Genomic DNA, 12231 nt, shown 5'->3' with positions numbered 1-12231 from the left:
AAAGGATGAATCAGATGAGACTGGAAGGAAAAGTAGCGATCGTCACTGGCGCAGCTTCGGGCATGGGGAAATCCATCGCCATTTTGTACGCCAAAGAAGGAGCGAAAGTCGTCGTCTCCGACATCAACCAAGAAGGGGCCGATGCGGTTGTGGAAGAAATCAAATCCGCAGGGGGCGAGGCCATCGCCATCGCCTGCAATGTCGCGAAAGAAGACGACATCCAAACACTTGTCGACAGTACCGCCGCTGAATTCGGCACGCTCGATATCCTCGTCAATAATGCGGGCATCATGGACAATTTCGAAGCGGCCGCAGATATCGAAGACGACAGCTGGGAGCGCATATTCGCGATCAACACGACAGGGGTCATGCGCGCTACCCGGAAAGCGCTGAAAGTGTTCCTCGAAAAAGGCTCCGGCAACATCATCAATATCGCATCCGCCGGCGGCTTGCAAGGAGCGCGGGCCGGGGCCACCTATACCGCATCGAAACATGCCGTCGTCGGCTTCACGAAAAACACCGGTTTTATGTATGCCAATAGCGGCATTCGCTGCAATGCGATCGCCCCCGGCGGCGTCGAGACCAATATCGGCTCCACGATGACCCATATCAGCGAATTCGGCATGGGCCGCACGCAACCCGGCATGGCGGTCAACCCGCGCATGGGCAAACCGGATGAAATCGCCTATGTCGCCTTGTTCCTCGCTTCCGATGAATCGAGCTTCGTCAACGGTACCGTCATCACTGCCGATTCCGGCTGGCTGGCTTATTGAACCAATTGAAAACCCGTGCGCTGAATTCCGGCGCACGGGTTTTTTGGCATAAAAAAACATCCCGCATGAATGCGGGATGTATCGATATAGCTGCGGCGTATCAGGCCACGCTCCACAACGTGTTCCGTAAAGGAATGCCTGTCCGTCTTATGCAACTTAGCTCATCGCGTAGTTAACAATAGCCTATGCGCCGCGCCCTGTCAACTCCAGGAACCCCAACACATGCATCCGCCCTTAAAACTGGCCCCTAAAAATTATTCGGAATTGATACTTTTAACTGGGTCAATTCCTTGCTACAGTAGTTCAAAACTATATGGCATTACGAAAAGGCATTGCGCCTGGCGGGTGGCCAAGAAAGAAGGAATCGTTTCATGCAGAAAACCACGACTTATTCCAGTTCCAAAACCTATGATTTGATCATCACTTCGATGCTCATCGCACTTGTCTTCGTAGCCACGATGCTGCTCAATATCCGCTTGCCGATCGCGGCAAACGGCGGGCTGGTCCACCTCGGCACGACGATGCTGTTCACGGCAGCTCTATTGTTCGGGCCGAAAAAAGGCGCCATCGCCGGCGCTGTCGGCATGGGGCTCTTCGATTTAGTATCAGGCTGGACGCTGTGGGCGCCGATCACCATCGTTGCACGCGGCTTGCAAGGCTACCTGGTCGGGAAAATCGCCTGGTCCGGCGGGCGCGGCGGTGAAAGCCTCGGCTTCAACATCCTGGCTGCAGCTCTATCCATTCCTGTCATGGTCGCTATCTACTATATCGGTGAAGCGATCATCTTCAGCAGCTGGATCATCCCAGCAGCTTCTATCCCAGGAAACCTGGTCCAAAACGCAGTCGGCCTGGCACTTGCCATCCCGGTCGTTGCAGCCTTGAAGAAAACACCTTATTTCAGAAATTAAGCACAAACAAACCCCCTCCCGAAAAATCGGCAGGGGGTTTTCTATCGGCTCTTTTGGAACTGGCTCCCGACTGATACAAAAAACCGCTGAGAATTTCTCAGCGGTTTTCTAAACGATTAAATTTGCGGTGTCAAATCTTCCGGCGCATGGTCGGCCGGTTTCACTTCATTTAAATCCAGCGTTTCTGCTGTGTATTTATGGACGTGTTTCAATAGCTCTTCGTTGTTCATCAAGGATTTGCCGTAAGACGGAATCATTTCCTTGATTTGCGGCTCCCATTTCGCCAAATCTTCAGGGAAGCAGCGTGCCAGTACATCAAGCATGACGTGGACCGCTGTCGATGCCCCCGGGGATGCGCCAAGAAGTGCCGAGATTGTGCCGTCTGCCGAGCTGACGACTTCCGTACCGAATTGCAGCGTACCTTTGCCGCCTGCATCGGTATCTTTGATGACTTGGACGCGTTGCCCTGCGACAACGAGATCCCAATCTTCGCTCTTCGCATTCGGGATGAACTCACGGAGCTCGTCCATGCGCTGCTCTTTCGACTGGATGACTTGCTGAATCAGGTATTGTGTCAACGACAAGTTCTTCGCCCCGCCTGACAGCATCGTCAAGACATTATTCGGCTTGACCGAGGCCACAAGGTCCATATAAGAACCGGTTTTCAGGAACTTCGGCGTAAAGCCTGCGAATGGCCCGAACAACAAGGATTTCTTGTCGTCGATAAAGCGTGTATCCAAGTGAGGCACGGACATCGGCGGTGCGCCGACTTTCGCTTTGCCGTAGACTTTCGCGTGATGCTGTTCGATGACTTCCGGATTGTTGCAGACCATGAACAGGCCGCTGACCGGGAATCCGCCGATATGTTTCGATTCCGGGATGCCGGATTTCTGGAGCAAGTGGATGCTCGCCCCGCCGCCGCCGATAAAGACGAATTTCGCTGTGTGTACATCGAGTTTGCCGGTCTCAAGGTTTTTGATCTTCAGCAACCAGCGCCCGTCTTTCATCTGCTTCAAATCCTGCACCATGTGGCGGTAATGCACGTTGACGTCTTCTTTCACGAGACGGTCGAACAGCATGCGCGTCAAGGCACCGAAGTTGACGTCTGTGCCCGTATCGATTTTCGTCGCCGCGATCGGCTCGTCGTCTTTGCGGTTGGCCATGATCAATGGCATCCATTCTTTCAGCACTTCCGGGTCATCGGAAAATTCCATACCTGTAAAGAGCGGGTTTTTAGCCATTGCGTCAAAACGTTTTTTCAGGAAACGGATATTGTCTTCGCCTTGCACCATGCTGATGTGCGGAAGCGGGCGGATGAATTCTTCCGGGTTCTTCAACAAGCCTGTTTTCACGAGATGGGACCAGAACTGGGCCGATACCTGGAATTGTTCGTTGACGTCGATGGCTTTGCTGATATCCATCGTGCCGTCCGGCTTTTCTTTCGTATAATTCAATTCACAAAGGGCTGCGTGGCCTGTACCGGCATTGTTCCATTCATTCGAACTTTCTTCGCCAGGGCTCGACAATTTCTCGAACACATTGATTTTAATGTCCGGAGACAATTCTTTCAGGAGAATCCCCAGCGTCGCACTCATAATACCGGCACCGATTAAGATTACATCTGTATCAGTTTCTCTATTGCTCATGTATACCTTCCTTTTCTACGCGAGTATTAGCGGCTTTTCGGGTCCGCCGCTTCCGTGTTAAATCCATCATCTATTGTATGCCTTTTTGACACAAAATTTCTACTACTAACAGATAATTATAAAGCATTTTGCGTAAGGATTAAAGAAAATACGCCTTTTACACAAAGCTGTGAGGTGAAAAAGCGGATTCCTGCACTGAAGCCGCGGAATCGACCGCCGAACTAGCGTCTCGTTTCCTCGCGCAATCTGCGCCCAACCCAAAAAGAAACCGTCCCGACGGCAGTCTCTGCAACGCATTCTACGCCCTTGAATATCACCAGCCCGGCTTGGAGGCGGCCTTCTTGTAGAGGGCAAGCAGGCACCAGATCAGCAAAGCCGTGGCGAGAAAGCTTGCCATATACCAAACCGGAGAACCTGTATAGCCGAATGGCACTTCCGGCTGCAGCACGTTCTCATTCGCCCATAACGCTCCGATATTCGGCTGATACAGCGCCGTCTTCGCGTACCCGACCGCAAATGTAACAATCCAATACAGAAGATGGGCCATAATCGCCCCGGCCGTTGCCTGGCACACAAATTTCATCCCGCTCACCCCTTTTCCATATTTTAACATAATAGCACAAATATGCCCATATAGAATTCCAACAGTTCCCAATTTTTTTGCCTGTCTATTTTCGGTTCATCGTGTGGAATGGGCAGCCGATCAAATGGTCGTCAATCATGCCAATTGCCTGAAGGAATGAGTAGGCCGTGACGGGTCCGACAAATTTAAAACCGCGCTTTTTTAACTCCTTGCTGATCTTTACTGACAACTCTGACTGGGCGGGAATCTCCCCGTCCGATTGCCATTCGTTGATCACCGCTTTGCCATCCGTAAAACTCCAGAGATACGCTGCGAAACTCGTAAATTCGGATTGGAGCGCTTTTACCGCCCTTGCATTCGTGCGGACCGATTCGAGCTTGGCGCCGTGTTTGATCACACCGTGCTGTTCCTTGATATCGGCGAGCTCTTCGTCTGTCAGACCGGCGCAATATCCTATATCGAAATTGCGGAAAGCGTCTTTGTAGCTGCCGCGTTTCGACAGCACGATTTGCCAGGACAGTCCTGCCTGGGCGCCTTCTAAGCTCAGCATTTCAAATAAATAACGATCGTCGCGGCTTGGGCGGCACCATTCCTTGTCGTGATATGCCTGCATCATTTCATCGCCTTTTGGCCATGCGCATTGTGCCATGGGAGCACCTCTTTCTGTTTTCTTCTAAGAAAAAAGAAGCGGCCATGATTCCCGCTTCTTACCGTTTGTCATCTTCTTGCGTTTCCCGCTCTTCCACTTTAATGCTCTTTACAGGCGTTTCCTGATCCGGCACATCGTCCACTTTATTGGACTTACTCTTTCTCAGCATCATGAGGATACTGCCGACCAACAATCCGGTAATGAGCAGAAAAAGGCCAAAGATGATGAGTGCTACCGTGATTCCACCAGGCATTTCCATTTTTATTTCCCCCTTTCGCTATCGATCCTTAGGTTCTTTTCACTGTTCATTCTCCAGTTTTTTAACGCGCAATTCCAGTGCCTTGATGCGCTTTTGCAAATCCGTTTCATCCGCATGCAGCTTTTTGTTCTTGTTGGCCGATGACTTTACGGCAGCTACTACCAGCACGATCGCCAAAATGAAAAAGCCCAGGAGGAAGAACGTTGCAATGATATCGCCTATATTGAACATCATCATATTATCCACAATTCATATCCCCTTCCAATCTTGGTGTAAACTTCTACAAACCTCATGGAAAACCCTTTATCGCCGCATACAGTCAATATTGAGGGTTTCTTTCATAAATCTGCTTGAAATTAATACTCATTCAACTCAACAAAAAGCCGAAGCCCTTCGTCGTAAGGGTTTCGGCTTTTGGGTTTTCAAGCGATACGTCTATCGCATCATTTCATTGACAAAATACAGCTGATAAACAGCCGGCAGCAATAACGCGACGGCTAAACAAATCACGGCTGCGATTTTCGCTTGTTTGCTCACGCGCCCATCTTCCGATTTCAATTGCTCGAAAAACGTTAACGTAAAGTAAAAGCTGGCTACAAATAAAAGGGCTGAAACGATGCCCACCCAACTGCCCATTCCAAACATCTCCATATTCGACATCCCGCTCCCCCATTTCATATCTGATTAGGCCTTAGTTAAGTCGCCAAGAACAAGTTTTGCCATGAGACAGTCAATAAAAACAGCGAAATGACCACGAAAGCATAACCCCAGAATTCTTTTTGGTTTTTCTCGATCCGTTCGAATCCTGCAACGAGCATGAACAATCCCGCGAGCAGCATGACGAGCGGCGTCGAAACCAATTTTTCGGTAAATAATGTATAGCTTCCTATTCCGATAACACTTAATTGAAGGATAATCCGAATTATTTTCAGCATCGCTATTCCCCATTCTTACGCAACTGCTCCAATGCGTATTGGCGCATCCGGGCAGTCTATAAATTCCCATTTTTTTCATCCTATCATTTTTAAGGAATCAAAGGAATATGAAGATGGAAATTTGAGGAAATAGATAGTCGTTTTCATAAAAAAGAACGCGGCTCCTGCTTTAGCCCGCCTTATTTCATATGATTTCGGATATGGCGGGGAATCATGATCGCTTCGACCGATAAATCGACGGCTTCAAAATCAGGATCGATGCATTCTTGCCAGTATGCCATGTGTTTTTCGTCGATCCAATGCGTTGAGGTTTCCACCGCCTGCCCGCCTTCCCCCTGCACCGAATACCAATACAAATACTCAGCCCCGTCCAGCGTTTCCCGGAAAATCGTCTCGACGTACATCTTCTCCCCTTCTAAGGTAACGAGAACTTCTTCCATGTAATCGTTCAAGAACTTCAGCCATTCGTCCACCACTTCTGACTTTCCTTTTTTCACGCGAAACCGTGTCAACTCAACATCCATTCGAATCACTTCCTTTAAAAATTTTCAACATTTCACAATCTGGCAGAAAACAACAAGCTTGGCAAAATTCTCTTCCGTAAGTTTATTGACAATACACGAGCAGAGAAGTAGGATTAAACTAGAATCTAATTGAAAATGATTATCATTATTGATTGATCGTTTGCCAATAAAGGAGAAGGAAACCTTGAAGAAAACAGGACTATTGCTCGCGCTTTTACTGCTATTGGCCGTACTAGCAGCTTGCGGGGCTGCCGAATCGGCTGAAGATACGGGCTCTGCAGAACCGGGACAGGCCGCAGCAGAAACATTTACATACGAATCGGAGACAGGTCCGGTTGAAGTGCCGAAAGATCCGCAGCGCATCATTGCACTGACGAACGGGCCTAACGTCTTGGCGCTTGAAGGCCAGGTCGTCGGCATCGATGAATGGACCAATGCCAACCCGCTTTTTGAGGACATGCTGGCTGATGTGGAAATCGTCACCGAAGACAATCTGGAGAAAATCATCGAATTGGACCCGGACCTCATCATTACAGGCTCCCATATGAAAAACCTCGACAAGATGGGTGACATCGCGCCGACTGTCGCCTTCACTTGGGGCAAGCGCGGTTATTTGGAGCAGCAAGTCGAAATCGGCAAGTTGCTCAATAAGGAACAGGAGGCCTCCGATTGGGTTGCTGATTTCCAAAGCCGTGCTCAAGCTGCCGGCGAAGAGATCCGCGCCAAGATCGGTGAAGACGCCACTGTTTCGGTCATCGAAAGTGGCAATAAGGAATTTTACGTATTCGGTGATAATTACGCACGCGGCACCGAAATCCTCTATCAGGAAATGGGCTTGGCCATGCCTGAAAAAGTCGAGGAACTGGCGCTTGAGGCGGGCGTCTACACGTTCTCGCAGGAAGTTCTTCCTGGCTTTGCCGGCGATTATGTCGTGCTCAGCAAGAACCCGGATGTCGACAATTCGTTTATGGAAACCGATGTCTGGAACAGCATCCCTGCCGTAAGCGAAGAACGCGTCATCGAAATCGATACGAAAGCTTCGACATACAGCGACCCGATCACGCTTGAACATCTGCTCGGCGTCTTTGAAGAAGGATTCCTGGCCGAAAACTAACCCAATTGAAAGCACCCGTTCGAACGGCCTTCCATTCCCCCCCGGAAGCCGTTCGAACGGGTGCTTTCTTTATTTTTTGCTTTTGAAGCAAGCATCGCACGTAAACTGCGCTTCGGTTTTTAAATAAGCCTTAATTTCCGTAAACCCTTTGCGCTTCGGATAGTGCATATGGATATGCACCGGTTCGCCGCCCTCGATTTCCTTGCCGCACACTTGGCATTTCGGTGCTTCAGTGAACATGGCCACACCTCCCGCTTTCTGCCCTCGCTATTGCTTTAATCGATCCGACAACCCTTGGTCGCCTGTATACGTGAACTTGGCGATTTTGCCTTCTTGGACGGTCGAGAAAAGGACGACGCCTTCCACTTCAGCATGCTGCTCTTTTCCGCCTTTTTGCTGAAAGCCCACTTCTGCCGTGAACAAGTAGCGGTTCGCCACCGTCTCGCTCAACTCGATATCCACATCTTCCAAGCGCAGCTCGTAACCGAAAATATCAGCTAACCCTGGAAAATATGTACCGAACACCCGCATGAACTGATCTAGTTCACTATCCGTGAAGTAGGCTCCGTATTTTTCGTCTACCTGCCGCCCGAAGGCTTCATTCACTTCGACACCGTCCACGATTTGTTTGTTGGCAGGATTCCACATCGCTTCTAAAAATTCTTCGTCTGGCCCATTGAATTGCAGTTCCAATACACGTTCAATGGCCTCCATATTCGGGTCATCCGCTTTTGCCTCCATACAGCCTGAAACAGCGAAAAATGCCGCAAGCAATACGAGCCCGGCCAATGCCAGCTTCAGTTTACTTACTCCTCTCTGCATCCCGTCCGCCTCCTTTCTCCATAATACGGAAAAGGGAGCGGTAAGTTTCAATTTTCTGGCATTTTAAGAATGATAAAAAACGGCCACGAATTATAAAATGGCCGTCAATATAGTTGCCTTATCAGCTTTAACCGGAAGCAGCCGCAGCTTGGTCCGCTTTTACGCAATCAATCGCCACAACGAGCGAAATGATAAGATGTTCCATCGTTTCGTCCAGGATATCCACTTGATACGTATCTCCCCAGCTGAGCCATTGCTTTCTCACCGAGCCGATCACTTCCCCATGCCGCAGGATGTCAAAAGTCATTTCCCACCAGTTTCCTTGCACATCGATGCCTTCCGCTTCAATAGCATAGCGCGGCTTTAGAAAAGTGAACTCTTTCTTGATCATGACCGCCTCCTGCCCGTCCACTTCCACAAAGAAAGTCGGCAAGAAACTGAAAGTCTTTTTCGTGATCAGCCCGATTTCCCGGCTTTCTGCATCCAAGATCGAAAAGGTCTTCGGGATTTTCAAAAAACTCCCTTCCACGAAATAACGGTCCCGCTCCTGCTCGTCTTTCACGGTGAATTTTTCGCTCAAACTGAACACTTTCTGTTTAATATAGAGTTGCTTCATCACTAACGCCCCTTCTTTTTCTACTCTTGTGGTTCCACTATATTTTTACGTCCCACCTACTTGTTCCACGTGAAACATCTTAGGGCTTTTACACTTTCAAGATCCCACGGAAGCCTCTTGCCGCGTAATAGGAATCCGCTCCGTTATGGTAAACGAAAACCTGGCCGTACCTGCAGTCGCCAAAGATTGCGCCGCCGCGTTCCCGGATAGCTTCAGGGGTCTCGAGCCAACTCGAAGTCTTCAAATCGAATTCGCCCAGGGTTTGAAGCGTGCGGTATTGTTCTTCGGTCAATAATTCAATTCCGATCTCAGCTGCCATGTCGACTGCCGAATTTTCGGGCTTGTTCTTTTTCCGGGATTCAAGCGCAGCCCGGTCATAGCAAAGGCTTCTGCGTCCTGCAGGGCTTTCTTTTGAACAGTCACAAAACAAGAACATGCCTGTCTCGGTTTCATAACCGATCACATCCGGCTCACCGCCGGTCTCCTCCATCCGATGCAAGACCGCCAACTTCTGCGGATTTTCACCCAGCTTCAGCAGGACATTATCCCACCCCATCTTCTCGTGGCGCTGTTCATTTTCCTCAAAGCGCTGTTTCAAGGCTTCGAGCAGAGTTCGCTGCTGTTCATCGGTTAGATACTCTTGAGGCTGTGCCATTGCTCTTCTCCTCCCTTTCCTTTTCACCGCATAGATGACCTGTATATGGAGTTGGCTATTTCATCCTGATTTCCTTTATTTACGGCAAGTCGCCGGGGAAAGATTCACTTAATTTTCGCCGGGCTGATGGCTATCGCCTAATAAATTATTCTTATTTTCTATGGTGTCATAACTTAAATCCTCTAAGATAAAAGAAATTTATCAATAAAATATTAAAAATCAGCATATCGTGAACAATTTCACTTAATTCTTTGTTATGCTTATATAGTGAAAATTGTGGCAGAAAGAATAAAAATGGGCAGGAGTGATAATGAGGATATATAGGAGATGATCGATATCACGAAAGAAATGATTACTACTGTAGACGAAGCCATGGACTTAAATGTTAAAAAACAGGCAGAAGGGCAAGATGATTATTCCTTGGACCGTGTGCCGCGCGAAGAACGGAAGATGGGCTGGCTCAGCATCACCAACATCACGTTCGGAATCGCGACTGCTATATTCTACTTCCAGACCGGCAGTGTCATGGCCCTTCAATTCGGGGCTGTGAACGCCATTATTTCCGCTGTTTACGCGATTATTGTTGCAGGGATTCTCGGGACGGTTATTGCCTATCTATCGGCAAAATCAGGGATGAATGTCAATCTATTATCCAGAAGTGGTGGATTTGGTTATATCGGAGCCTCTTTGACCTCCTTAATCTACGCATCAAACTTTATCATGTACTGCGCATTCGAAGGCCTGATCCTGGTCGCCGCAGTCCATACGTTCTTCCCCTCTATCCCCGAATGGGCGCTCATCATCTTTTTTGGGCTTCTGGTCATTCCACTCAATTGGTTTGGTATCAAACAATTGGACAAACTGCAAAAATGGTCTTTGCCGATTTTCCTGGTGTTCCTCCTGGTCACCATCATCGTCACCTTCAACACGCCGTCGGGCTATGACGGCGCGTTCTGGACTTATTTGCCGGAAGGCGTGCAAGTGGGCGGTGCGGCATTATTACTGTGCATCGGCATGCAGCACGGCATCATGGGCTTGACGGCCCTGCTTGCTTCGGATTATGCACGCTTCCTGAAACCGAAAGACGTCAAGCTCGGGTCGGTCATGATCGGCTTCATCCCGCAGATTTTCTGCTTTGGCGTCATGGGCGGCCTTGGCATCTGGTTCGGCGTGCGCCTCGGTGAATCCAATCCGGGCGTCTATATCGTGCTATTGCTCGGCTTCGGCGGGGTCATGTTCACTTTGCTTACGCAGCTGCGCATCAATATCACGAACATTTATAGCGGTTCCTTGTCGCTGTCGAACTTTTTCGAGAACATTTTCAATTTTACGCCTGGCAGACGGTTCTGGATTGTCGTCACGGCCTTGTCCGCCATTGCCTTGATGCTCGGCGGCATTGTCGACCATCTTGGTACTGCGATGACCTTCCAGGGCGTCTTTTTGCTCGCCTGGGCAGCAGTCATCGTCGCGGATGCCATGATCGTCAAGAAATGGCTGAAAATCGGGCCCTTGTTCTATGAAGCCCGCCAGGAATACCTGTATAAATGGAACCCTGTAGGCGTTGTTGCATTGGTCATTTCAAGCGGCCTCGGCACGTTTGCGGCACTCGGCTATATAGGGCCGTTCCTGCAAAATACAGCGGCTTTCTTCGCCGCTGTGCTCGCTGCAATTCTGACAGTGGTGCTGGCGGCCCTGACAAAGGGCAAGTACTACATGAAAACGGAACCGGCTGATGTGGACATCGAAGACCATATCGCGACCCGTTCCGGCAAATAATTAGCCATGATTTTATAGCAAGAAGACACACCCATTATCTCCTCAACTTACCAACAGGCACTATCTTTCTCCTTTTCACATCAAAAACGCCCGCTGCATCACTTGATGCAGCGGGCGTTTTTCAATAAACCAGTTTATAGACGATTTCCCCGTCAATGACGCGGCCGTCTGCCACAAAACCAAGTTTTTCGTATAGTTCCCTGGCAGCTTCATGGGCCGGCTCGAAACTGAGGTAAATCGTACGATGTTCATGGTTTTATCGCTTAACGAAGGCTTCAGCTCTTATTTGCTTCTTATGATCACTATTTCCACTACCGGCCCATCTTCCGTTTCAGCAGAATACGTGATTTTGTAGTTCTCGACGTAGTGGATGTTGAGATAGTACTGGGTTTCCGACTGATCGTATCCTACTGCCCCTTTTGCCCCCAGAATCTCATCGATTTCTTCGAAGGTCATGCCGATGCGGGTATCGAAGACCGAGACCTCAGGATTGCCGACAAAAAACCCTTTGGCGATATTGTCATCATCCAGGAAATAACCGTCTTCCTTGTTAAAAACGACGAGCCGGCTCCCGAGGAAGTAGTCATCGTAAGTCGGTTGGCCATAATGCTCAATTAAATCGGCCAGAGGCGTTCCAAGCGGAAGCGGCATGGTGATGCCCTTCTGGTCTGCAGGCACCGCTTCCCCTTCTTCATCGGTTGCACTAGCATCAGCTTCCGCATTTTCTTCTGGCGCTTGCGTTTCCTCTTCATCTGCCTCTGCAGCTTCTCCTGCTGCTTCTTCCGGTTGTTCCGTTTCGCCGGAACCATCCGAAGCGGTCGTTGTTTGCGCTTCTTCCTGTTCACTTTCTGCCGGCTGTTCCGCGATGGTATCTGCCGTTCCGCACCCCGCCATGAACAAAGCCGAGTCGAGAACCCCCACACTCAAACTCTTCTTGTAGAAACTTTTCCCTTTTGGCAATACAACCCTCT

General features: G+C 49.4%; 18 protein-coding genes. 4 read left to right on the top strand and 14 right to left on the bottom strand.

Going from position 1 to position 12231, the window contains the following annotated elements:
• Window positions 1–14 precede the first annotated feature (14 nt).
• Both DP119_RS11965 and DP119_RS11960 read left to right on the top strand, forming a co-directional pair.
• Entirely contained in the window at window positions 15–773 is a 759-nt protein-coding gene (locus tag DP119_RS11965; RefSeq protein WP_112233397.1) for an SDR family oxidoreductase, read from the top strand.
• Between the two features lie 371 nt (window positions 774–1144).
• Window positions 1145–1681, top strand: coding sequence for an ECF transporter S component (locus DP119_RS11960; RefSeq protein ID WP_112233396.1), 537 nt, complete (start codon window positions 1145–1147; stop codon window positions 1679–1681).
• Between the two features lie 116 nt (window positions 1682–1797).
• Here DP119_RS11960 and mqo read toward each other — a convergent pair whose 3' ends face one another.
• The 8 genes from mqo to DP119_RS11920 all read right to left on the bottom strand — a co-directional run bounded on the left by mqo (window position 1798) and on the right by DP119_RS11920 (window position 6277).
• Complete coding sequence (gene mqo, locus DP119_RS11955; protein ID WP_112233395.1) at window positions 1798–3327, bottom strand: malate dehydrogenase (quinone); 1530 nt, start codon at window positions 3325–3327, stop codon at window positions 1798–1800.
• Window positions 3328–3640: 313 nt separating this feature from the next.
• Window positions 3641–3910: a hypothetical protein gene (locus DP119_RS11950; protein WP_112233394.1), complete on the bottom strand. Its 270-nt coding sequence runs from the start codon at window positions 3908–3910 to the stop codon at window positions 3641–3643.
• Between the two features lie 85 nt (window positions 3911–3995).
• Window positions 3996–4559 carry a DNA-3-methyladenine glycosylase I gene (locus tag DP119_RS11945; RefSeq protein ID WP_112233393.1) on the bottom strand — a complete coding sequence of 188 codons (564 nt, stop codon included), beginning with the start codon at window positions 4557–4559 and terminating at the stop codon, window positions 3996–3998.
• 58 nt (window positions 4560–4617) lie between these two features.
• Entirely contained in the window at window positions 4618–4818 is a 201-nt protein-coding gene (locus DP119_RS11940; protein ID WP_112233392.1) for a hypothetical protein, read from the bottom strand.
• A 39-nt stretch (window positions 4819–4857) separates the two neighbouring features.
• A complete protein-coding gene (locus DP119_RS11935; RefSeq protein WP_112233391.1) occupies window positions 4858–5064 on the bottom strand; it encodes a hypothetical protein in 207 nt (68 codons plus the stop codon).
• Window positions 5065–5253: 189 nt separating this feature from the next.
• Window positions 5254–5454: a hypothetical protein gene (locus DP119_RS11930; protein WP_135449384.1), complete on the bottom strand. Its 201-nt coding sequence runs from the start codon at window positions 5452–5454 to the stop codon at window positions 5254–5256.
• A gap of 59 nt (window positions 5455–5513) precedes the next feature.
• Window positions 5514–5753 carry a hypothetical protein gene (locus tag DP119_RS11925; protein WP_112233389.1) on the bottom strand — a complete coding sequence of 80 codons (240 nt, stop codon included), beginning with the start codon at window positions 5751–5753 and terminating at the stop codon, window positions 5514–5516.
• 179 nt (window positions 5754–5932) lie between these two features.
• Window positions 5933–6277, bottom strand: a complete 345-nt coding sequence (locus DP119_RS11920; protein ID WP_112233388.1) for a DUF6176 family protein — start codon at window positions 6275–6277, stop codon at window positions 5933–5935.
• Window positions 6278–6461: 184 nt separating this feature from the next.
• Here DP119_RS11920 and DP119_RS11915 point away from each other — a divergent pair, with 184 nt between their 5' ends.
• The gene (locus tag DP119_RS11915) at window positions 6462–7391 is read left to right on the top strand and encodes an iron-hydroxamate ABC transporter substrate-binding protein (protein ID WP_112233387.1); all 930 of its coding nucleotides are present in this window, start codon (window positions 6462–6464) and stop codon (window positions 7389–7391) included.
• A gap of 69 nt (window positions 7392–7460) precedes the next feature.
• Here the strand turns inward: DP119_RS11915 and DP119_RS11910 are convergent, their stop codons facing one another.
• The 4 genes from DP119_RS11910 to DP119_RS11895 all read right to left on the bottom strand — a co-directional run bounded on the left by DP119_RS11910 (window position 7461) and on the right by DP119_RS11895 (window position 9484).
• A complete protein-coding gene (locus DP119_RS11910) occupies window positions 7461–7631 on the bottom strand; it encodes a Fe3+ hydroxamate ABC transporter substrate-binding protein (protein ID WP_167399230.1) in 171 nt (56 codons plus the stop codon).
• Between the two features lie 27 nt (window positions 7632–7658).
• Complete coding sequence (locus DP119_RS11905; protein WP_112233385.1) at window positions 7659–8213, bottom strand: hypothetical protein; 555 nt, start codon at window positions 8211–8213, stop codon at window positions 7659–7661.
• 127 nt (window positions 8214–8340) lie between these two features.
• On the bottom strand, window positions 8341–8829 hold the full coding sequence (locus tag DP119_RS11900) for an LURP-one-related/scramblase family protein (protein ID WP_112233384.1): 489 nt from the start codon (window positions 8827–8829) through the stop codon (window positions 8341–8343).
• Window positions 8830–8917: 88 nt separating this feature from the next.
• A complete protein-coding gene (locus DP119_RS11895; protein WP_112233383.1) occupies window positions 8918–9484 on the bottom strand; it encodes a DUF4256 domain-containing protein in 567 nt (188 codons plus the stop codon).
• 348 nt (window positions 9485–9832) lie between these two features.
• On the opposite strand from DP119_RS11895, the gene DP119_RS11890 reads away from it, so the two are divergent.
• Window positions 9833–11260 carry a purine-cytosine permease family protein gene (locus DP119_RS11890; RefSeq protein ID WP_112233485.1) on the top strand — a complete coding sequence of 476 codons (1428 nt, stop codon included), beginning with the start codon at window positions 9833–9835 and terminating at the stop codon, window positions 11258–11260.
• A 75-nt stretch (window positions 11261–11335) separates the two neighbouring features.
• Here DP119_RS11890 and DP119_RS15870 read toward each other — a convergent pair whose 3' ends face one another.
• A complete protein-coding gene (locus tag DP119_RS15870; protein WP_167399229.1) occupies window positions 11336–11512 on the bottom strand; it encodes a hypothetical protein in 177 nt (58 codons plus the stop codon).
• Window positions 11513–11542: 30 nt separating this feature from the next.
• Complete coding sequence (locus tag DP119_RS11885; protein ID WP_112233382.1) at window positions 11543–12220, bottom strand: hypothetical protein; 678 nt, start codon at window positions 12218–12220, stop codon at window positions 11543–11545.
• Window positions 12221–12231: the final 11 nt, after the last annotated feature.

Source organism: Planococcus maitriensis (assembly GCF_003289925.1).
Taxonomy (GTDB): Bacteria; Bacillota; Bacilli; order Bacillales_A; family Planococcaceae; genus Planococcus; species Planococcus maitriensis.
The sequence above is the reverse complement of the archived record's forward strand: the minus strand, read 5'-3'. Positions and strand labels throughout refer to the sequence as shown.

Excerpts from the sequence above, each read along its gene's own strand:
- DP119_RS11965 (WP_112233397.1), top strand. The coding sequence starts at position 15 with ATGAGACTGGAAGGAAAAGTAGCGATCGTCACTGGCGCAGCTTCGGGC.
- DP119_RS11960 (WP_112233396.1), top strand. The coding sequence starts at position 1,145 with ATGCAGAAAACCACGACTTATTCCAGTTCCAAAACCTATGATTTGATC.
- mqo (WP_112233395.1), bottom strand. The coding sequence starts at position 3,327 with ATGAGCAATAGAGAAACTGATACAGATGTAATCTTAATCGGTGCCGGT.
- DP119_RS11950 (WP_112233394.1), bottom strand. The coding sequence starts at position 3,910 with ATGAAATTTGTGTGCCAGGCAACGGCCGGGGCGATTATGGCCCATCTT.
- DP119_RS11945 (WP_112233393.1), bottom strand. The coding sequence starts at position 4,559 with ATGGCACAATGCGCATGGCCAAAAGGCGATGAAATGATGCAGGCATAT.
- DP119_RS11940 (WP_112233392.1), bottom strand. The coding sequence starts at position 4,818 with ATGGAAATGCCTGGTGGAATCACGGTAGCACTCATCATCTTTGGCCTT.
- DP119_RS11930 (WP_135449384.1), bottom strand. The coding sequence starts at position 5,454 with ATGGGCAGTTGGGTGGGCATCGTTTCAGCCCTTTTATTTGTAGCCAGC.
- DP119_RS11925 (WP_112233389.1), bottom strand. The coding sequence starts at position 5,753 with ATGCTGAAAATAATTCGGATTATCCTTCAATTAAGTGTTATCGGAATA.
- DP119_RS11920 (WP_112233388.1), bottom strand. The coding sequence starts at position 6,277 with ATGGATGTTGAGTTGACACGGTTTCGCGTGAAAAAAGGAAAGTCAGAA.
- DP119_RS11910 (WP_167399230.1), bottom strand. The coding sequence starts at position 7,631 with ATGTTCACTGAAGCACCGAAATGCCAAGTGTGCGGCAAGGAAATCGAG.
- DP119_RS11905 (WP_112233385.1), bottom strand. The coding sequence starts at position 8,213 with ATGCAGAGAGGAGTAAGTAAACTGAAGCTGGCATTGGCCGGGCTCGTA.
- DP119_RS11900 (WP_112233384.1), bottom strand. The coding sequence starts at position 8,829 with ATGAAGCAACTCTATATTAAACAGAAAGTGTTCAGTTTGAGCGAAAAA.
- DP119_RS11895 (WP_112233383.1), bottom strand. The coding sequence starts at position 9,484 with ATGGCACAGCCTCAAGAGTATCTAACCGATGAACAGCAGCGAACTCTG.
- DP119_RS11890 (WP_112233485.1), top strand. The coding sequence starts at position 9,833 with ATGATTACTACTGTAGACGAAGCCATGGACTTAAATGTTAAAAAACAG.
- DP119_RS15870 (WP_167399229.1), bottom strand. The coding sequence starts at position 11,512 with ATGAACATCGTACGATTTACCTCAGTTTCGAGCCGGCCCATGAAGCTG.